At 41.0% G+C, this 19,439-nt stretch carries 19 protein-coding genes and 1 pseudogene; 16 read left to right on the top strand and 4 right to left on the bottom strand.

Annotated features, from left to right (window positions below; all coding sequences use genetic code 11):
* The first annotated feature begins 13 nt into the window (after positions 1-13).
* From D5F11_RS08175 to D5F11_RS08160, 4 genes are all read left to right on the top strand, one after another.
* Entirely contained in the window at positions 14-799 is a 786-nt protein-coding gene (locus D5F11_RS08175) for a CoA transferase subunit A (RefSeq protein WP_120118901.1), read from the top strand.
* On the top strand, positions 792-1,523 hold the full coding sequence (locus D5F11_RS08170; protein ID WP_120118902.1) for a CoA-transferase subunit beta: 732 nt from the start codon (positions 792-794) through the stop codon (positions 1,521-1,523). Before D5F11_RS08175 ends, D5F11_RS08170 begins: the two co-directional genes overlap by 8 nt.
* Before the next feature lie 43 nt (positions 1,524-1,566).
* Complete coding sequence (locus D5F11_RS08165; protein ID WP_120118903.1) at positions 1,567-2,019, top strand: OsmC family protein; 453 nt, start codon at positions 1,567-1,569, stop codon at positions 2,017-2,019.
* 100 nt (positions 2,020-2,119) lie between these two features.
* On the top strand, positions 2,120-2,305 hold the full coding sequence (locus D5F11_RS08160; protein ID WP_126646525.1) for a hypothetical protein: 186 nt from the start codon (positions 2,120-2,122) through the stop codon (positions 2,303-2,305).
* Positions 2,306-2,827: 522 nt separating this feature from the next.
* Here D5F11_RS08160 and D5F11_RS08155 read toward each other — a convergent pair.
* The gene (locus tag D5F11_RS08155) at positions 2,828-4,219 is read right to left on the bottom strand and encodes an NAD-dependent succinate-semialdehyde dehydrogenase (RefSeq protein WP_120118920.1); all 1,392 of its coding nucleotides are present in this window, start codon (positions 4,217-4,219) and stop codon (positions 2,828-2,830) included.
* Between the two features lie 219 nt (positions 4,220-4,438).
* On the opposite strand from D5F11_RS08155, the gene D5F11_RS08150 reads away from it, so the two are divergent.
* From D5F11_RS08150 to D5F11_RS08135, 6 genes are all read left to right on the top strand, one after another.
* On the top strand, positions 4,439-5,119 hold the full coding sequence (locus D5F11_RS08150; RefSeq protein WP_120118904.1) for a M23 family metallopeptidase: 681 nt from the start codon (positions 4,439-4,441) through the stop codon (positions 5,117-5,119).
* A 218-nt stretch (positions 5,120-5,337) separates the two neighbouring features.
* Positions 5,338-5,478 carry a hypothetical protein gene (locus D5F11_RS26175; protein ID WP_185830576.1) on the top strand — a complete coding sequence of 47 codons (141 nt, stop codon included), beginning with the start codon at positions 5,338-5,340 and terminating at the stop codon, positions 5,476-5,478.
* A gap of 221 nt (positions 5,479-5,699) precedes the next feature.
* Positions 5,700-7,022, top strand: coding sequence for a flavin monoamine oxidase family protein (locus tag D5F11_RS08145; RefSeq protein WP_120118905.1), 1,323 nt, complete (start codon positions 5,700-5,702; stop codon positions 7,020-7,022).
* Between the two features lie 40 nt (positions 7,023-7,062).
* The gene (locus D5F11_RS26170; RefSeq protein ID WP_185830575.1) at positions 7,063-7,236 is read left to right on the top strand and encodes a hypothetical protein; all 174 of its coding nucleotides are present in this window, start codon (positions 7,063-7,065) and stop codon (positions 7,234-7,236) included.
* A gap of 52 nt (positions 7,237-7,288) precedes the next feature.
* Entirely contained in the window at positions 7,289-7,747 is a 459-nt protein-coding gene (locus tag D5F11_RS08140; protein WP_120118906.1) for a DUF2935 domain-containing protein, read from the top strand.
* A gap of 75 nt (positions 7,748-7,822) precedes the next feature.
* Entirely contained in the window at positions 7,823-8,740 is a 918-nt protein-coding gene (locus D5F11_RS08135) for a DMT family transporter (protein ID WP_120118907.1), read from the top strand.
* A 232-nt stretch (positions 8,741-8,972) separates the two neighbouring features.
* Here D5F11_RS08135 and D5F11_RS08130 read toward each other — a convergent pair whose 3' ends face one another.
* Both D5F11_RS08130 and D5F11_RS08125 read right to left on the bottom strand, forming a co-directional pair.
* Complete coding sequence (locus tag D5F11_RS08130; RefSeq protein WP_120118908.1) at positions 8,973-9,767, bottom strand: SDR family NAD(P)-dependent oxidoreductase; 795 nt, start codon at positions 9,765-9,767, stop codon at positions 8,973-8,975.
* Positions 9,768-9,820: 53 nt separating this feature from the next.
* Positions 9,821-12,562, bottom strand: a complete 2,742-nt coding sequence (locus tag D5F11_RS08125; RefSeq protein WP_120118909.1) for an AfsR/SARP family transcriptional regulator — start codon at positions 12,560-12,562, stop codon at positions 9,821-9,823.
* A gap of 87 nt (positions 12,563-12,649) precedes the next feature.
* On the opposite strand from D5F11_RS08125, the gene D5F11_RS08120 reads away from it, so the two are divergent.
* The 6 genes from D5F11_RS08120 (at position 12,650) to D5F11_RS08095 (ending at position 18,476) form a co-directional block, all read left to right on the top strand.
* Entirely contained in the window at positions 12,650-13,189 is a 540-nt protein-coding gene (locus tag D5F11_RS08120) for a 2,4'-dihydroxyacetophenone dioxygenase family protein (RefSeq protein WP_120118910.1), read from the top strand.
* A 178-nt stretch (positions 13,190-13,367) separates the two neighbouring features.
* The gene (locus D5F11_RS08115) at positions 13,368-14,894 is read left to right on the top strand and encodes a spore germination protein (protein ID WP_120118911.1); all 1,527 of its coding nucleotides are present in this window, start codon (positions 13,368-13,370) and stop codon (positions 14,892-14,894) included.
* Positions 14,895-14,906: 12 nt separating this feature from the next.
* Positions 14,907-16,106 carry a Ger(x)C family spore germination protein gene (locus D5F11_RS08110; RefSeq protein ID WP_120118912.1) on the top strand — a complete coding sequence of 400 codons (1,200 nt, stop codon included), beginning with the start codon at positions 14,907-14,909 and terminating at the stop codon, positions 16,104-16,106.
* The gene (locus D5F11_RS08105) at positions 16,106-16,339 is read left to right on the top strand and encodes a hypothetical protein (protein WP_120118913.1); all 234 of its coding nucleotides are present in this window, start codon (positions 16,106-16,108) and stop codon (positions 16,337-16,339) included. The genes D5F11_RS08110 and D5F11_RS08105 overlap by 1 nt, the downstream gene beginning before the upstream one ends.
* Positions 16,340-16,343: 4 nt before the next feature.
* Entirely contained in the window at positions 16,344-17,450 is a 1,107-nt protein-coding gene (locus D5F11_RS08100; RefSeq protein WP_120118914.1) for a GerAB/ArcD/ProY family transporter, read from the top strand.
* 63 nt (positions 17,451-17,513) lie between these two features.
* Positions 17,514-18,476, top strand: coding sequence for a 2-hydroxyacid dehydrogenase (locus tag D5F11_RS08095; RefSeq protein ID WP_120118915.1), 963 nt, complete (start codon positions 17,514-17,516; stop codon positions 18,474-18,476).
* Positions 18,477-18,634: 158 nt separating this feature from the next.
* Here D5F11_RS08095 and D5F11_RS28035 read toward each other — a convergent pair.
* Positions 18,635-19,439, bottom strand: a pseudogene (locus D5F11_RS28035) (IS3 family transposase); the annotation flags it as partial.

Below are 19,439 nucleotides of genomic sequence, written 5' to 3'. Positions count from 1 at the left end.
GGAGGAATAGCTCATGTCAAAACAAATAAGTTTGTCAGAAGCAGCTTCCGTCGTTTCAGACGGAGCGTTGCTCGCACTTGGCGGAAATGCGCTTCATCGTTCACCTGTAGCTTTTGTAACAGAACTGATTCGTCAAGGAAAGAAAAATTTATCTGTTATTAAAACAGCTGGTGCATTGGATGTTGACCTACTGGCAACAGAAAAATCCCTTAAGTCTGTTTATGGTGGTTATATTGGTTTTGAAATGTTTGGTCTGGCTCAAAGCTATAGGAAAGGCGTTCAGAACCAAGAAATTGTCGCTCATGAACATGCATGTGCGAGTGTTATTGCCGGATTGCGTGCCAGTATTTACGGCGTACCTTTCCAGCCTATTAACGGGTTTCAGGGGAGTGAACTGCCTGAATTGACCGGACAGATTAAATATGTTGATTGCCCTTTTACAGGGAAAAAGACTGCCGTTGTTCCTGCACTTCGGCCGGATTACAGTGTGATCCATGTCAACATTGCTGATGAACAGGGAAATGCCTACATTGAGGGGGCAGTATTTGAAGATTTGATTATGGTAAGAGCAGCGGAAAAGGTGATCGTTACTGCTGAAAAAATCATTTCTTCGGACAGCTGGACTGTCAGGCCACAAGTGCCGGGATTCCTTGTAGAAAGTGTTGTGCTGGCTGAACAAGGGGCTGCACCGGGTAGTTGTGCACCATCCTATTCCATTGATAAAGAAGCAGTAATTGACTACTTGAAGGATCCGAACAGCTATTTGGAAAAATTAAAGGAGGCTGAGATTCATGTCTAACTTACAAGCAGCTGATTATATCACTGTCTCAATGGCTCGCCTCGTTCAGGATGGAGAACGGGTTTTTCATGGAGTTGCTTCTCCTATGCCAGCTGTAGCTGTTCAATTGGCGAAAAAGCTTCATGCAAAAAAGGCGGTCTATTTAAGTATACCAGGCGGCGTTGATGCGGAACCAAGTTCTTTTTCCAGTTATTCCAGCGCAGATCCAGTTTTAAGGGAAGGATCTGTTTCAGACTTCCCTCTATCCGACATTTTCGATTTATCTGCACGTGGTACGCTTGATGTTGCTTTTTTGAGTGGAGCACAAATTGACGGTTACGGCCGTTTGAATTTAAGTGCGATTGGTCCTTTTGATAAACCGAAGGTCCGGTTGCCGGGCGGTGCTGGAAGTGCTGCGTTGCTTCCTACCGTAAAAAGAGGAATTTTGTGGAAAACGAACCATGACAAGCGAAGTTTTGTAGAAAAGCTGGATGTAATCACGGCAGCGGGAAATACAGAATATGTCATAACTCCGCTTGGGATTTTTAAACGTTCTGAAGAAGATCAACGTCTACGCCTTTATTCTGTGTTTCCAAACAGCTCAGTTGAGGAGATTACGGAAAACACAGGGTTTGTGGTTGAAAAGCATGAGGAGTTTGAAGAGTTCTCTCCAATCACAGAAGAAGAATTGCAATTGTTGGAGTTGGTTGATCAAAAAGGTACTCGCTACAGCGAATTTAAGTAAATATTTATCAGGGGCTCAATAAAAAGGATGGAGTGGATTAAAGATGGCAACAGCTCAATTAATGAAGGTAGAAACAAGCGGAAAATGGCAACAGGGATTACAAACTTCTATCAAGGTTAGGGATTTTGAACCAATCATCGTTGATGAACCGAAAACACTTGGGGGAACAGATGAAGGGCCGAATCCGGTTGAACTGGTTTTAGCTAGCCTTTCAAGTTGCGCTTCCGTTATGATTGCATTTATTTCTAAGGAATTGAACTTTTCTTATTCAGGTGTTGAATTTAAGAACGAAGGAACATTGGATTTGCGTGGTCTTCAAGGAGTAGAAGGAGTTTCTCCTCATTTCCAATCTGTACAATTTAATGTTGTCATCCACACAGAAGAAAGTGAAGAAAGAATAGAAGCATTAAAGAACGAAGTGGAAAGAAGATGCCCGGTTTTAAACCTTTTGGCAGATGCTGGCGTGACAGTAGAAGGAAGTTGGGTAAAAGCATAAGTGTTGGGACGGGCTTAGTGCCCGTCCTTTGCTGTTTCCATTAAAAATGTGCATGATTAACTTCATTCAGCAGAAGTCTCCCACTTCAATAAGTGGTGAGATGAAAGCATATTGGTATTCCATTCAGTGGGGGTTCAAACCCCGGCTGAATAAAGTTAAAGCCTCGGCGGATGCCACAGATTTTCAGAGGAAATTTATCGAGCAGAGCTCGATAAAATCTGGGCGCAAATACGCCAAGGCGCATTTGATTGAAGATAGATGCTCATCTTATGTGGTTCCCAGTTAAAACGGGACAATTAGTGGAGAAAAGATGTCCATCCTCCTCGACTTCCATTAAAAATGGTTACTAATAGCAGGAATAAATACCCATCTTATATGATTTCCGCAAAAAACAGTCACTAATAGCGGACTAACCTCAAAGATAAAAGAAAGTATTACGCTTTTTTGGATAGCATCCTCTTGATTGGACAGTATTTTTTTTACGTGGATAGTATATCTTATTTTCGGCTAGTATCTCGGTCAAACTGGCTAGTATATCTTTTTTTCAGCTAGTATCTTGGTCAAACTGGCTAGTATTCCACTTTTTCGGACAGTATCCCCGTTAAGTTGGACAGTGGGGCCTTTTCAGAGAGTCTTCTAAGCGGAAGTGCAACAGGGATAGCACAGATACTTCCTGAGCCAGTACCTGATATTGTGAAGAGCAATAATAGCGAAAAAGAAGAGGGTGTCATAGAAAATCAGTTTTCACTGATTTTCCAGACACCCTTTCTTCTGTGAATAAAAGCGATTCTTCCATTTCCGCTTTTTCTTATAGTCCGCCAATGGAAACATATTTTGTTTCCAAATATGGCTCGATACCTTCAATGCCGCCTTCGCGTCCGAGTCCGCTCTCCTTCATGCCGCCGAATGGTACGTGAGCTGCAGATGGTGCACCATCATTCCAGCCAATGATACCGAAGTTGAGGTTTTCATGAAGGTAGGTCCCAGTTTTGTAGTCGTTTGTGAAGAAGTAAGCTGCCAGTCCGTATGGAGTGTTGTTTGCAATCTCTACTGCTTCTTCCAATGTTTTGAATGGAACGATTGGAGCTACAGGGCCAAATGTCTCTTCCTGCATGATGTCCATGTCGTGTGTCACATTTTTAAGGACAGTCGGGTATACGAAATAGGATCCCTTTTCTTCGTCCACATTAAATTGGTTTCCAGCTAATACCTCTGCGCCTTTTTCAACCGCATCGTTGATTTGGAAAGCAATTTTTTCGTATCCTTTTTTGTTGATGACTGGACCTACATCAGTGTCTGCATCCAAGCCGTTTCCAACTTTAAGCTGTTTTGCTTTCTCAGCAAATTTCTCAGCGAATTGGTCAGCGATGCTTTCATGAACAAGCAGGCGGTTCGCACATACGCAAGTTTGGCCAGCATTTCTGAATTTAGTCAACATTGTTTGCTCAACGGCTAAATCTAGGTCTGCATCTTCTGCAATGATCAATGGAGCGTGTCCGCCAAGTTCCATTGTTACGTGCTGTACATTGTTCGCAGAGTCTCTGATTAGAGCTTTTCCTACTGGAGTAGATCCAGTGAAAGTGATTTTTCTAACGTGCTTGCTGCTTGTGAAAAGTTCACCCATCATGCGTCCGCTTCCGTTAACGACTTGAACTGCGTCTTCAGGAATACCTGCTTCGTGTGCAAGTTCGATTAGGCGGATTGTTGTAAGTGGTGTTTCAACTGCAGGCTTTACAATAAAAGTACAGCCGGCTGCAAGCGCAGGAGCCGCTTTTCTTGTCATCATTGCCGCAGGGAAGTTCCATGGAGTAATCGCCGCAACAAGACCAATTGGCTGTCTAGTAACCATGATTCTTTTTGATTCGGCTGAAGCAGGGACTGTACGTCCATAAATACGTTTTGCTTCTTCTGCATACCAAAGAACATAGCTTACTGCGTAGTCCACTTCACCCAAAGATTCACGAAGAGGTTTTCCGTTCTCTTTCGTCATGACTTCCGCAATACTTTCTTTATTTTCCTTGATTTTATCTGCCCATTTAAAAAGCAATTCAGATCTTTTGTGAGCATTTACTTGAGACCACTTTTTAAAAGCTTCGTGGCCTTTTTCGAGCTTTTTATTTACTTCCTCGGCTGTATCGACTTTAACTTCCTGGATGATTTCACCAGTAGCCGGGTTTTTTACCTGAAATGTTTCTGCCATGATCAAAACTCCTTTATGTAAAAAATTATTTCCATACATTTTGTAATAGGAAGCTCCCATTGACAAATGCTGAAAATGAGAAGTAGGTAAACCTTCTATTATTTTAACACAAAGTCTCGAAACTACCACTCACAAAATTTTGAAAGGGTAACTTTTAACAAAATAAAAATATATAAGGTAAATAAGCAAGTTCTATCATAAAGAAAGGAGTTGAAAAAAATGGTTTTTAAAGGCTATCGAATATCTTCCTCGTATGGATGGAGGTTAGATCCAATCCGGGGAGGAAGGGAATTTCATTCAGGGATTGATCTTGTGAAGGCAGATCGTGAACCTATTTTTGCTTTTACTGATGGAACCGTTCTGTTTGCAGGTATGGGACGGTCAGGCACTGGATTAGGAGGGTACGGAAATGTGGTAGTGGTCAAAGACAGGAATGGCTGTGCTCATCTCTATGCCCATCTCGCCAGAACAAAAGCAATAAAAGGCACATTTATAAACAAGGACCAGATTATCGGTTATCAGGGAGCGACAGGGAGGGTGACGGGTTCCCATTTACATTATGAAATCCGAAAAAAGACAACTCCAAGTTACGGTTGGAGCGCTAATCACGAGCAATCTACTTTGCCGCCGATCCATTATTTGCAATCCTATCATCAAAGCAAGACCAGAGTATTACAGAAATTGATTCTGCCTAAAACTTCTTCCTCATGGCGGGTATACCCAACAAACAAAAGGCCAGTGAAAGGAAATGAAATCGGGTTCTTGAATCCGAAAAAGTTCGGTGGACTGGAATATGAAATTATTGGTGAGCCCCAAAAAGACGTTTACACTATTCAAACTGCTCATTTTGGGAAGGTAAATATTTATGCATCTTCCGGGACCGGAGCAAAAATTAAATAAAATTCAACCTGCTAATGGAATGATGAAGCAGACGTTTTTCACCCATTGTTGTCGTGCATTGGGGAGGGGATAAAAAGAGCTTGTTATTAGAGGTTTGGAAGAAAATCCTGCCGAAGTCTTGCAGAAGAAATGAGGAGAACTAGAGTGGGTATCCTTGGCTATGGGCATCGTCATTTAACTTCATTCAGCAGAAGTCTCCCACTTCTGTAAGTGGTGAGATGAATGGATTCAAATCCCGGCTGAATAAAGTTAAAGCTTCCGGCGGATGCCACAGATTTTCAGAGGAAATTTATCGAGCGGAGTTCGATAAAATCTGGGCGCAAATACGCCAAGGCGCATTTGATAATGGAGCACTTTGAAGAGCTGTTTCAATTTCCCTATAAAGATGTAAAAATGAAAGACTCCAGTTAGTACGCAGACACTATTGAGAGCCAAGCCCATAGGAGGGCTTGGTTTTTAATACTTACAAAATTTGAATTATATATTAAACTAATGATAATGCTTGACATTTTTCTACAAGTAGATGTTCAGGCTACAAGATTTAAAAAGGCTTTCTTTATCGGCATGGGGGGTTTTATGGATGAATGAACAAAATCAATTGTATGATGTTATCGTTATAGGCGGAGGTTTTGCAGGATTGACAGCTGCACGGGAGCTTAGTATGCTGGGACGCAATGTTTTGTTGCTTGAGGGCAGGGACAGGCTGGGCGGACGGACATGGACGGATCACAGGCTGGGTTCTGACCTTGAATTGGGCGGTACCTATGTCCATTGGTATCATCCGCATACGTGGGCGGAAATGACTCGTTACGGTCTGGAAATTTGTGAGGCTCCAAGGGCAAAGGAGGCTTATTGGATCACAGGCGGACAATTACATAGAGGCACTCCTGCAGAACTGAATTCAATTGTAAAGAACAGCTTTGAACAGTTACTTAATAAAGCCTATGAATATCTTCCTCAACCGTTTAATCCACTACAAAATTCTTCTTTTGCAGAGATGGACGAGAAATCAGTTTATGATTTCTTGGAAGGCTTTTCATTAACTGAAGAACAGAAGGATTTTTTAAACAGTTTGCTGGCCATTGACTTTAATGGGGATCCAAAAGAAGGCGCTATCACGCAGATGTTCCGCTGGTGGGCTTTTTCCGGCGGCAGCCGCTATGTTTTTGCCGATACGGTGGCAAGGTATAAAATCAAAACAGGGACAAAGTCGTTGATTGATGCAATAGCTGCTGATGTCCAGGCAGAAATAGAATTGAATTCTGTTGTGGAGTCCGTTCAAAGCAAAGGAGACTTCGTTCACGTAAGAACCCGTGATGGAGAAACTTTCAAGGCAAAGGCGGCGATCGTTACAGTGCCTATGTCAACATTGGATAAAATTGAATTTCAACCGGCATTGTCATCTACCAAGCAGGCCTTTATAAAAGAAAAACAGGTGGCGAAAGGTGTTAAAGTATGGGCACGCGTTAAAGGAAGGATAGATCCTTTTGTTTCGTATGCCCCAACAGGATATCCATTGAACTCCGTCCATTTAGATAATTATGTGGAAGAAGACAGTATTATTGTCGGATTTGGTTCTGATGCCAGCCATTTTAATCCAAACGATTCGAAATTAGTGGAAGAAGCGTTGCGGCATTGGCGTACTGATTTGGAAGTCATTGAAAGTACTGGCCATGATTGGGCTGCGGATGAGCTGGCGCAGGAAACGTGGCCGATGTTAAAACCTCATCAATTCACGAACTATATTGAAGAAATGAAACGTCCGGAGCAAGGTGTGTTTTTGGCTGGAACAACTTATGCAAACGGGTGGGGTGGTTTCATTGACGGCGCCATTGAAAATGCTATTGTAACAAGCCGAAATGTTCATCAATATTTAGATGATCATAAGCAGTCTTCATATTAACTTCATTCAGCAGAAGTCTCCCACTTCAGTAAGTTGTGAGATGAATGATTCCATTCAGTGGGGGTTTAAACCCCGGCTGAATAAAGTTAAAGCCACCGGCGGATGCCACAGATTTTCAGAGGAGATTTATCGAGCGGAGCTCGATAAATCTGGGAGCAAATACGCCAAGGCGCATTTGATGTTCAGCAACAGTTCTGAAATCTCTTTAGAATAAACATGTCCCCCTCCCCATATATTGGAATAGATTGAAAATGGGGAGGGTGGGCATGCAATTTTATTACGGTCATCAAATGCCATTGCGTATTTTGGATGAGGCCGAGTTCTGGAAACATCAAGAAGAGGAACATACAGTTGTCATTAGGGAATTGGTCACTGGACTGGAAAAAGAATATGTTGATGCCTTACATGAGTGGGAAAAAGCCTTGTCAAAGACTCACCAACAGGTGGTTAGTTTCATTGAAACCGTGATTCGATCCAATCACTATCTTCCTTACTATCTTTATCAGCAAGTAATGCAGCTTATCTCCTTTTGCCTTGAGGAGAGTGAACGCTTTATCGAGCTGTGCAGACAGATTAAAGATGAAAGCCAGGTTGTCAGTAAAAACCAAACAGCGAGGGTAGTCATTGTTCATATCATACGTGAATCTGAATATTTTATCGGAATCGCCAGAGCACTTCTGTCCCAAAGCTTTGAGAGTATGGCGGGGCATCAACAGCAAAACTAAGGGCTTCTTCATTAGGAGGCTCTTTTTTTCTATGATAAAGTAAGGAGGGAGACGGTCTAAAAGGAGAGCTTCATTATGTATGCATACATAATAATGATTTTCGTAGTAATTTTTTATGCAGGAAATATTCTTGTCGGTAAGGCTATAAATGAACTGCCGCCGTTGACGATGTCATTCTTCCGGCTATTAATTGCATTCTTGCTTTTGCTGCCGATCGGATTTCGTAGTGCTTGGACTCAGCGTTCCATTTTTTTAGAATATAAAAAGCCTTTTTTAGTTATGACTTTTACAGGTATTTGCTTTTTCAATGTGTTTTTATATGGAGCCCTGCAATTTACGACGACTGCCAAAGTTTCAGTTCTAGAAGCGGTCATTCCAGTGGCAACAGTTTTGCTGAGTGCATTTTTATTAAAAGAAAGGCTTGGCGGCATCCAATGGGCAGGTATATTTCTATCCTTGGCTGGAGCTGTTTGGGTCATCATGGATGGGAAGGTTCTACAATTGGCGGGCAGCGGTTGGAATCTGGGTGACGGCATTATGGTAGGCGCTATTTTAATGTGGGCAGTCTACTCTATTTTCGTTAAACAATATATGCATCTCTTTCCCCAATATGGAGCCGTATTGGTGATGACGGGAATCTCGGTGATCGTCTTGTTCCCTGCGGTATTAATAGAATGGTATTTTATTGGAGTTCCGTCGTTAAACGGGCTAAATATCGTGGGACTATTATATTTGGGGGTCTTTCCTTCAGTTATTGCATTGGTATTATATAATCGGGGAGTGGAGCTACTTGGCCCGTCCAGAGCTTCTGTATTTTTGAATTTTCTTCCCATCGCCACGATGGCTGGCGCTTATCTTTTACTTGGGGAATCCATTTCAGTGATACAGATGGTAGGGGCGTTTGTCGTTATATGCGGTGTCATTTTTACAACCCGTCCAGTCCGGCAGCCACTGACTGAAAAAGTTGATTTGAAAGAAAATAAGTGTTCGTAATTTTATGGGAGAGCCAGACTTTTGGCTCTTTTAATTTTGCGAAAAAATTTTAATGCTTTTTCGGTGATTTCTGGTCTGTACCTAGCCGGTTCTATGGCTCACTAAATCAACAGAGGTAGTACACTTAGGTCCTAAGGTCGTCTATAGAGCCATAAAAACTGCACCTCAACTATTAGATTTGTGTCTGATAATTGGGGTGCGGTTCGTGTGTGAGTGATTTCCCAGTATATATTTAGATTGAAGAGGGTATCATTTCGTTCATTACTTTATCCATCTCGTTTACCAATCTGAACCCACCATCGACGATAATCGATATTCCTGTAAGAAAGCGGCTGTCAGGTGAAGCGAGAAAACAGGCAGCATTCGCAACATCTTCCGGGGAGCCTATTTTTCCAAGAGGCGTTGAGGCTGAAATCCGTTCTTCAGCCACTGCTAAAATGCTGTCTGTCAATGTCGAGCGAATAATTCCAGGTTTTAAAGCATTAACAGTAATATTATAAGAAGCGAGATCCTTTGCACTTGTCTCCGTAAGACCCAGGATGGCGTATTTAGCAGCGGCGTAGTGGGCAAATCCTTGCAGGGATGTTTCAGAAGCTAACGATGACATATTGATGATTCGCCCATAGTTTTGCATTTTCATATACTTTGCTGCGGCTTTTAAACAATAAAATGATCCATTGACATGGATATCGAGCAAATCCTTCCACTCTTCATTACTCATCAAATCCACCGGGGCGGGATTTCCGGATATGCCTGCGTTATTAACTAGAATATCAATTCGCCCGGAGCTTTTATAAATAAGGTCCACTGTGGAAATAACTTGGTCTGCATCCCGAACATCCAATTGGAGAAAATCGGCTTTACCACCGGATTCATGAATTTCTTGAACAGTTTTTTCACCCTCGTCTTTCTGGATATCTGTTACCCACACAAAGGCTCCCTCACCACTTAACTTTTCACAAATAGCTTTACCAATCCCTCTTGCTGCACCTGTTACAATCGCTGTTTGCCCATCCAACTTCTTCATTCGTACCTCTCCTTCCTATAATACGTTAACACCTGCATTATAGATTGAGAGTCTTACTGTGGCCTTACTACATAAACATTGTTTAGGAGTTTATCAACTTTATGGCTGATATCAATCCCCACTTCATTTTTCAAAATTTCAATGGCTTTATCGGCTACCCTTCTTGCTTTTCGCACTTCGCCGATGTCTTTTAATAATTTAATATACCTCAGATAGTATTTTTCTTCATACGAATCCAGCTTAATCATAGTTTCCAGAATTCTAGCGGCATCCCGTGGGTCATTACTTCTTTCACACTCTGCAAGCCACTTTAAAAGTGTTGAGAGATATTGGCTTCGAGTATCTTCTCGTTTATCTATAAGCCATTCTTCATATAAGTATTCTTTTAGCAGATCCCCTTTATAAATAGAGAGGGTTTCCGAAAAAACTTGAGGGCTGTATGGTTTATTTAATAGGTATTGAAGCCTTTCAAGATCTATATCCGCTTTATCAAACCCGAAATAATAATGAGATCCATCGTAGGGGATGAATGTTGAACTTCGGCCTTTAACTAAATCAGGTTCTAAAAATTTTCTTAAAACCGAGAGGGCTACGTATAGTTGGTTTGCTGCAGCCTCTTCAGTTTCATCAGGAAATAATAGTCCAATCAGTTCATCCGAGGACCATCTTCTTTGGCCGCTGGAGGCAAGAAGCAGTAATAATCTTAGACTTGATTTTCGTTTAATATGAGTCTTTTCTCCATTGATAAAAATTGATAGGGGACCTAAAAGTTGAATCTTTAATGATGAACACCTTCTAATTTCTAAAATTTCATATCCTTTTATCCATGTATATCCTGACTTCCGGATAATATCTCTTAATTTATTGTCGAGATGTTGTGCATCATCATACTTTTGCTGGTCGCACAAAATAGTGATCAGTCTCTTTTGGACAAGACAGGACATATATTGAAATCCGTTAAAACATTGCTTGGACTTTTCTAACATCCGTTGAGCTTCCTTTAATTGCCCCGCCGCTCTTAAGCACACGGCTATCTCGGCTTTAGCCCACCCCATATCTCCGGCAATATTAAAAAGACGGGCATTCTTAAGGGCCTGGCCAGCCCAATCGAGCGCCTTCTTTACGTCCCCGCGTTTTCTGAAATATCGACTCATCGTACACATGGGATATATGATTGATGCCTCATCGTATTCTCTTGATACTTCCAATGATTGTTCAGTCAGCCTTTTGGCCGTTTCTAGATTGCCTTTATCAAGCAGAAGTTCAGCCATATTCCAGAGCGCATGCATCTGAACTTGTTTGAAGCCTCGCGTTTCAGCGATTGCAAGGGCCTGGCGTGACAGCCTTAAGGATGTATCGTTTTCTCTGATAAAGCGGTACATTTGGGCGAGCAGGGTTGTGTTAAGTGCAAGCATCGGCTCGTTATCGGTACTAACTGCTATTTCAAGACTTGTCTTATAATAATGTATTGCTTTATTTAAATCCCCTTGGTAAAAATTTATAGTCGCCAATCTATGGCATACATCTGTATAAGCAAATAAATCTTTATCTTTATAATAGAAGGCAATGTCCTCCAAATGCTCTAAAAGCGAAGCGGTCAAGCTTACTGGCAAACATCTGAATAAAAATAAGCTTAACCTGTATAAATGAAGTGCTGGAGAAAATTGTTCCAGCCATCCATCCAATATTAAAAGAAATTCTTTCGGCTCATAGCGTTCCGCCATATCCTCGATAAACTCTATTACCAGTTGATCCTCGTTAGCAGCCAAGGCATGAGATAAAGCTTCGATATATCTAAATTTCTTTCTATAAAAAAGTGCTATTTCACGGTGGAAGGCCCCAATTTTCTTTGCACCCAGCTTTTTTTGCGCCAAGTCATAAAAAAATTTTCTAAAAAGCCTAGGAATCCTCAATTGGCCATCATTCTCCGAAAAAAACATTTGTATATGTGCAACGTCATTTAAATAGTCGGAAACGGGTGTGTCTCTTAAATATTCTTGTAACAGCTCTTTATCCAGTTTGTAAAAGAGGGAAGTGTTTAACATGAAAGCTAAAAGATGTTCCGGGAGTTTACTGACAATTTCAGTAGACAGATACTGGACGAGATCCTTATTTTTATAAAACGAATCTACGTAACATTTAAAATGATAGTAGGAGTCCACGTGAAGGGCTTCATTACAGAATAATGCCAGGCCAGCGGGCCATCCATCAAATGAAGCAAAAATATAATGAGTAAAATTATTTGGTATTTTGGTATGAAGAGATTCCTTTAACATCTCCTCGGCCTCCATCCGAGTAAAAGCAAGCATTTCTTTATTGATTATTATCCCGGTGCCTTGTACTTTCCATCGGCTGGCAGGAAAGCCTTCTGGATTTTTCCTGCCGGATAATACAAGTGTCATCGTATGGGGAAGTTTCTCAATCCAAGAGACCAGCTTTATAGTTTCATTTAAATCTAGTTGAATTAGTTCAGTCTGATCAATGACGAACCAAGCAGGTTTCTTATCTGGATGGGAAGGCAGCAAATTCATCAGCTGATCAAGGGTAGACACGGGTTCCGTAAGAGTGATCCAATTGCATAAGAGGTCAGGATACTGATGAAAAAAAGATTTAAGCAAGGACGTCTTTCCATAGCCGGCACCAGCTGTAAGCATAACAATCTGCTTGGAAGGGCGTGATAAAAGCAGCGAGAACAATCGTTTTCTTGGAATCAAGTGTTCATCCGGGTAAAGCTTAGCGGAAATTTGGTCCAATATCCCCACCTCATTATTTTGAATTTTCAAATATAATATCATATTAATTCTGTTCCCTCAATTCTGTAAGGTGAGAGTAAGGTTAATATTTTATGATAAATGTGGATTTAGTAAAAAGGAGGAAACGATATGACAAACCAAATTAAAAGATTCACACCAGATTTTTGGATGAAAAGCCCAGGTAACAGTCCTAAAGGAGAACGCAGGGATTTTATCAATCCGGATTGGATTCCTTGGACGGATTGGCTCATGCCGGGTACTTACTTTAAGCTTTTCATGTGTGATCTCGTATCAGGCAACTTTACGTTGCTTTTAAAAGTTGATCCTGGAATCAAAGCCGCTGTTCACTGGCATCTTCATAATACGGAAGCTTTTATCCTGGAAGGCGGTTTCTATTATGAGGAAGAGGGGGATGATAAGGGATATAAAAACTACTATACATGTGAAGCTGCTGGGAATGTCCATGAGCCATTCACTACACCAGAAGGTTGTACAATGCTTGCTGTATCCCATGGTCCAATCGGTGGCTATGATGACGACGGCAATCTTGTTGTGATGGCTGATGCACGTTTGCATTATTATATGGCAAAGGAAAACAACGCCATTGATTATACGACAGTCGTTGATTATACATTTGGTACTACGGACTTGCAGGAAAAAAATGATTAATTTATGTAATAGAGTTGGATGAAGAAGAAATGCAAAATGTAAATAGAACAGTTCGAACAATTTATTAGCAATTGTTCGAACTGTTCTTTTCTTCTTGGTAGCTTGCACGTTCGCGGTGAATAAGATGTAATCAAATGAACATAATACAAAGAGCGTTTTATTACCGGGGGCTTTGATTATGAGATTCTATAAAAAGGGAAAGGCCAAGTTCGTCATACATAAGGAGCAAGATTTTCATACTGATGATTCCTCTATTAGTCCTTCACTGGAAGAGGTGAAAACCGCTTTTGATGATCATTTCGGTCATCAAAATGACGTCATATATAGGAATTTCATCATTCAAAATATGGATGACCGTAAAGCAATGCTCGTATTCATGAAAGATATTACGAATCAAGACTGGATTTCTCAACAAATTACCAAGCCTTTAAGCGAAGTAGAGTATAAACAGGAATATCCCGGAAAAGGAGTGATGACCAGCATCAAGGAGCGAGTGCTGACAACCGGGGATATTGTTGTTGTTGATAACTTGGTTAAAGCTTTTGATGAACTGTTGTCCGGAAAAGCTATATTGTTTTTAGGGGATGAAACATCTGCACTGGCTATATCTGTGAGTGATTGGGAGAGCCGTTCGGTGGAAGAACCGACATCCCAAACAGTGGTTAGGGGTCCAAGAGAGGGTTTTACTGAATCATTAAGCAAAAATAAGGCCTTGTTAAGGAAGAGAATCCAAAGTCATCAATTTCGGATTGAAACGTCTAGGGTCGGAGAAATTACTCAAACAAATGTAAGTATCGCTTTTATTGAGGGAATTGCTGAAGAGAGCATTATAAACGAGGTTAAAAAAAGAATCAATGACATTCATATTGATGGTGTTTTAGAAAGCAACAATATTGAGGAGTTGATCCAGGATCAGGCGTTCACGCCTTTTCCAACAGTAGCGAACTCGGAACGGCCCGACGTTGTCGCTGCTGCGCTGCTCGAAGGCAGAGTGGCCATATTAGTTGATGGGACTCCATTTGCTTTAATGGTGCCTGTAGTATTTATGCAATTTTTTCAAACCCCTGAGGATTATTCCTCACGGGCTGTGGAGGCAAGCTTCCTTCGTATAATGCGCCATGCTTCATTGCTAATTACTTTATTGGTTCCATCCATCTACATCGCTTTGACAACATTTCACCAAGAAATGATCCCTCCTAAATTATTGACCGGTTTGGCGGCACAAAGGGAAGGGGTGCCCTTTCCAGCTTTTGTAGAGGCGCTATTTATGGAACTTACATTCGAAATTCTTAGAGAGGCTGGTATTCGCATGCCCAAATCCGTAGGCCAGGCTGTTTCGGTTGTTGGGGCAATTGTCATTGGGCAGGCGGCCGTAGAGGCGGACTTCGTTTCTGCGGCAATGGTGATCGTCGTTTCTATTACAGCGATTGCCAGCTTTGTGATGCCTAGCTATAATCTCGGAAACTCTGTTCGTATGCTTCGTTTCTTTATTATGATTTGCGCTGCTAGCTTCGGATTTTTCGGCATCATGCTTGGCCTATTTTCGATCATTGTACATCTTTGCAGCTTGCGCTCTTTCGGCGTTCCTTATATGGCACCGATGGCTCCGTTTAACCTCAAGGATCAGAAAGATACCTTTGTCAGGATGCCGCGTACTACATTCAGTTCAAAGGGTGAAATCTTACGGAAACAAACTCGTCAATAAGGAGGTTCCGTGATGCGGTCGAAAAAAATAGTGCAGCTTGTTATGATTGCTTCATTATTCATGCTTACCGGCTGCTGGGGCAGCCGAGAATTGGATGAGCTGGCATTCACATATGGTTTTGGCATAGATAAAATAGATGGGGAGTACAGTGTTACGGCACAGGTCATAAACCCTGAGCAAGTTGCTAGTAAGAAAACGGCTGGAACAGGTTCGCCGGTTGTTATATATGAAGGAAGGGACAAGAGCGTACTAAATGCGATTAGGAAAATTTCTATAGTCTCTCCAAGAAGATTGTACGGAGGGCATCTATATACACTTATTGTTAGTGAGGAAGTTGCGAAAGAAGGACTAACCGATATATTGGATTTTTTTAACAGGGATCCAGAATTGCGAAGTGACTTCTATGTAGTCATTGCCAAAGACCATACAGCAAAGGAAATTTTATCTATGATTACTCCTTTTTTGGTGGCCCCGACACTGGAAATATTTGAGCAATTGGAGCTTTCAAGTAAAATCTGGGATCCTTCAAAGGCTACAACATTAAGAGAATTGATTTCAAAAATCCCCCTTAAAGGCATCCATCCCGTTGTCCCAAGTATTTTGCCTGGCAAGCCAAGCGGAGGACAGTCGGAAACAAATATGAAAACGCCACAGCCGCCACTGCCAAGCGGAAAACTGGCGGTCTTTTATCATGACCAGTTGAAGGATTGGCTAGAGGATGAGGAAGCACGAACGTTCAATACGATTACAAATAATGTTAAAAACTCTGTAACAACCTTCCCATGTTCAAATGGGGGACATGGTGTGATGGAATCGCGTAATGTGAAGGCGAAGCTGGCACCGGATTTTTCAAAAAATAAACCTACGATGAATGTAGAGGTCGCTTTTAAAGGTGAGATTTCCGAGTTGGACTGTGGTCAAGACATTACAACCAGTGATGATTTTTTAAAAATGGAAAGGCAGATTGAAAAATATTTACAACGCTTTTTTACTACCTATACAAAAAGTATTCAACAAAACGTAGGTATTGATATTTTGGGGTTCGGACAGGAGTTTTATCGGAAAAAGCCTAATGCTTGGAAGAAGATAGAAGAAGACTGGGATGAAATCTTTAGAGAATTGCCAGTGAATATCCGCGTTACTGTAGACCTAGAGCATGCTGGGACAATCAAGAATCCGCTCAAGGAGAAAATACGGGGGATGGATGAATAGTGGACTATTTCTTTCCATTCGTTCTGGCTATTTTGCTTCTTTTCATTGATTATAAGGCGCTAAAAAACGGGAGTAAGCTGGAAAAAGGGATTTATTGTTCTATTCTAGGGATATTTATTGCTATCTGCTTGCTAAAATTATTGGGTATTGAAATCGGATTTCCTTTTCAATGGATATTGGACAATTTGTCAATCATTAAGCGTTTTTATCAGTTTTTAGAAGTGGAAGGGTGAGTTTATGGTTCCAGAACGAATAAGCGGAAAACAATTGTTTGTTTGCTCCTGTCTCTATACAGTTGGAAGCGCGATTATTTATATCCCGCATACGGTCATTGTAATGGCTAAGCACGACGCCTGGATCTCTTCATTTCTTGCGGTGGCGGCAGGATTGCTCCTTTCCTTTCTATACATATCTATCCATAGGCTTTATCCCGGTTTAACTTTGATCCAAATACTCGAATCCACATTTGGGACATGGGCAGGCAAAATAGTGGGCTTGTTTACAATTGTTGGTTTCTTTTATTTGATAGCTATTATGGCATTAAGAGATTTGGGAGATCTTATGGTCATTGAAGTGATGCCTGAAACACCACAATTAATTATTCATTTTGTATTTTTAATAGTGATCGCCTATTCGGTCAAGCATGGATTGGAAGTCATTGCGAGGACAGCCGAAATCTTATTTCCTTTTTCTATCGGTCTGTATCTGATTACTATTATTTTGTTACCTACTAAAATGGATTTCGCTCACTTACTTCCGATCGGAGAGAATGGTTGGAAACCTATTGTTGGTGGTATGGTTCCGAATGTAGGCTTTCCTTTTTTTGAAGTTTTCATCTTTACTATACTTCTGGCACTTGTTTATCCCCAGCAAAAGTCAGCTAAGCCTTTTGTCGGAGGCGTTTTCTTGGGGGGGATGATGGTGGCTGTCGCGACTTTATATTCATTGGCTGTCCTTGGTGTTGAGTATTCATCAAGCAAACTCTATGCCCCGTATATACTAGGAACTGAAATCAATTTTGGCGATGTCATTCAAAGGATTGAAGTCGTTATTGGGGGAATTTGGTTTATATCGATCTATATTAAAATATGCTTGGTTATTTTGTTAATTGCGATTGGTCTTGGAGAAATATTCAATTTGAAAGATTATCGCCTGCTTACCTTACCATTATGTTTACTGCTATTGCCTCTTTCTATAACGATCATGCCGAATATTGGCTATTGGAATGTTATTTTCGATGTTTGGCCTTTTTATGGCTCCATATTTGCAATCTTGCTTCCTGTCACGACATTATTGATTGGGCTGATAAAGGGGCGGAACAAGACGGCACAAAAAGGCGTGTAAGCGTTTCTCAGAGGTTTTTCTGTTATAATATTCTCTATATAAAGGAACAGAGGGGGAATCTCAGTGAAACCGAAAGTGTTTGTATCCCAGCCAATTTCACAGGAAATAAAAGATTATTTAGCGCAATATTGCGATTTTAAGATATGGGATCAGAAGGTGCCAATCAAAAGGGAGGACCTTTTAAAGGAAATTGCAGATGTAGATGGTTTGATCACATCTGGAAGAAGAATTACGGAGAACTTGCTAAATCATGCACCTAATTTGAAAGTAGTCAGCAATTTATCTGTCGGATACAATAACTTTGATCTAGAAGCGATGAAAAGTCGGAATGTGATTGGGACCAATACACCAGGTGTATTGGATGAAACGGTAGCAGATCTTGCTTTTGGTTTGATGCTAGCTTCGGCGAGACGGATAGTGGAAATGGACCAACTTGTAAAAGCGGGAAAATGGGAGCCGACCTCGGGCGATGATCGCTTCGTTGGAGTGGATGTCTATGGTGCAACGCTGGGCATTATCGGCATGGGCAGAATTGGTGAGGCGATTGCCAGAAGAGCGAGACTAGGGTTTAATATGGATGTTCTTTACTATAACCGGAATCGCAAGTCCGACACAGAAGAGGAGCTTGGAGTCAAATACAGCGATCTGGAGTCGCTTTTAAAACAGTCGGATTTTGTGTTATTGATGACACCGCTAACTCCTGAAACTGAAAGAATGATCGGTGAAAAAGAATTCAAGCTCATGAAAAAGTCAGCTATTTTTATTAATGTATCGCGCGGCCAGACAATTGACGAACAGGCTCTCATTGCTGCGCTTGAAAATAAAGAAATTCATGCGGCTGCTCTGGATGTGTTTGAGCAAGAGCCAGTAAACAAGGATAATCCGCTTTTAAAGATGCCAAATGTAGTGACAACTCCGCATATTGGGTCAGCTAGCAGAAAAACCACTGATGCGATGGCGATGAAGGCAGCTACAAACATGGTGGCTGCACTATCAGGGAAAGAACCAGAAAATAGAGTGGTTTGATCAAAAAAGAGTAGGATCATCTGTTCAGCTTGTAGAGACAAAACATCTATTCTTCCAAGCTCGGGGATGAGACAAAACCATATAAAAATAAATAAACCGCATGAAATCAATGTAAAAAACTTTGATTTGGTGGTTACCCCTAAAAGTTAGAGTTTTTATTATGCAGCTGGTGGGCTGGATTGAGTTCGGTATTCGAATGGANCGAATGGACTCAATCCAGCCAATTTTTCTTTTGACCGTTCATGATTGTACCAATAGATATATTCATCAATCCGTCTTTTTAATTCTTCATAGCTTACTAGTTCTTCCCCATAATACATTTCTTGCTTTAAAATCCCAAAGAAATTCTCCATCGAAGCGTTGTCTGCGCAAGTTGCTTTACGTGACATGCTTTGGAAGATTTTATTTTCTTTTAACATCTTTACCCATTTGTTGTGCTGATAATGCCAGCCTTGATCGGAATGGACGGTGGCTCGATAGGTTGCTTGATTCTTTATTATTTCTACAGTTTCTTTTAAAGGTTCCATGACAAGGTCTAACGTTGGTCGTCTCTTGATTCCATACGCAACAATCTCTCCATTATAAAGGTCAATTAATGGATTTAAATACAACTTCTCTTCACCAAGACATTTGAATTCTGTAATGTCCGTTACTAGTTTTTGAAGAGGGATAGGAGTGCTGAAACGACGTGATAATCGATTTTTTGCGACCTTTCCAACGTTCCCCTTATATGAGTTATATTTCCGAGATTTCCGCATGAATTTTACACATTTTAGTCCTAGTTCTCGCATAATACGATACACTTTTTTATGATTGATATAATGTCCTAATTTCTTTAATTCGTTCGTAATACGTTTATAACCATAGCGTCCATGAAACTTTTTAAATAGGTGTGTAAGGAGTCCTTTTAATTCTGTATCCGGGTCTTCTTTGCCTAAATTTTTCACATGATAGTGATAGGTT

This window comes from Siminovitchia terrae, from assembly GCF_003605405.2.
In the GTDB taxonomy this organism is placed as follows: domain Bacteria; phylum Bacillota; class Bacilli; order Bacillales; family Bacillaceae_C; genus Siminovitchia; species Siminovitchia terrae.
This window is presented reverse-complemented; position numbering and strand designations above follow the sequence as displayed.

Excerpts from the sequence above, each read along its gene's own strand:
- D5F11_RS08140 (WP_120118906.1), top strand. The coding sequence starts at position 7,289 with ATGCAATTTTATTACGGTCATCAAATGCCATTGCGTATTTTGGATGAG.
- D5F11_RS08125 (WP_120118909.1), bottom strand. The coding sequence starts at position 12,562 with ATGATATTATATTTGAAAATTCAAAATAATGAGGTGGGGATATTGGAC.
- D5F11_RS26175 (WP_185830576.1), top strand. The coding sequence starts at position 5,338 with ATGAATGGATTCAAATCCCGGCTGAATAAAGTTAAAGCTTCCGGCGGA.
- D5F11_RS08130 (WP_120118908.1), bottom strand. The coding sequence starts at position 9,767 with ATGAAGAAGTTGGATGGGCAAACAGCGATTGTAACAGGTGCAGCAAGA.
- D5F11_RS26170 (WP_185830575.1), top strand. The coding sequence starts at position 7,063 with ATGAATGATTCCATTCAGTGGGGGTTTAAACCCCGGCTGAATAAAGTT.
- D5F11_RS08160 (WP_126646525.1), top strand. The coding sequence starts at position 2,120 with ATGAAAGCATATTGGTATTCCATTCAGTGGGGGTTCAAACCCCGGCTG.
- D5F11_RS08110 (WP_120118912.1), top strand. The coding sequence starts at position 14,907 with ATGCGGTCGAAAAAAATAGTGCAGCTTGTTATGATTGCTTCATTATTC.
- D5F11_RS08135 (WP_120118907.1), top strand. The coding sequence starts at position 7,823 with ATGTATGCATACATAATAATGATTTTCGTAGTAATTTTTTATGCAGGA.
- D5F11_RS08120 (WP_120118910.1), top strand. The coding sequence starts at position 12,650 with ATGACAAACCAAATTAAAAGATTCACACCAGATTTTTGGATGAAAAGC.
- D5F11_RS08165 (WP_120118903.1), top strand. The coding sequence starts at position 1,567 with ATGGCAACAGCTCAATTAATGAAGGTAGAAACAAGCGGAAAATGGCAA.
- D5F11_RS08155 (WP_120118920.1), bottom strand. The coding sequence starts at position 4,219 with ATGGCAGAAACATTTCAGGTAAAAAACCCGGCTACTGGTGAAATCATC.
- D5F11_RS08150 (WP_120118904.1), top strand. The coding sequence starts at position 4,439 with ATGGTTTTTAAAGGCTATCGAATATCTTCCTCGTATGGATGGAGGTTA.
- D5F11_RS08100 (WP_120118914.1), top strand. The coding sequence starts at position 16,344 with ATGGTTCCAGAACGAATAAGCGGAAAACAATTGTTTGTTTGCTCCTGT.
- D5F11_RS08170 (WP_120118902.1), top strand. The coding sequence starts at position 792 with ATGTCTAACTTACAAGCAGCTGATTATATCACTGTCTCAATGGCTCGC.
- D5F11_RS08145 (WP_120118905.1), top strand. The coding sequence starts at position 5,700 with ATGAATGAACAAAATCAATTGTATGATGTTATCGTTATAGGCGGAGGT.
- D5F11_RS08115 (WP_120118911.1), top strand. The coding sequence starts at position 13,368 with ATGAGATTCTATAAAAAGGGAAAGGCCAAGTTCGTCATACATAAGGAG.
- D5F11_RS08175 (WP_120118901.1), top strand. The coding sequence starts at position 14 with ATGTCAAAACAAATAAGTTTGTCAGAAGCAGCTTCCGTCGTTTCAGAC.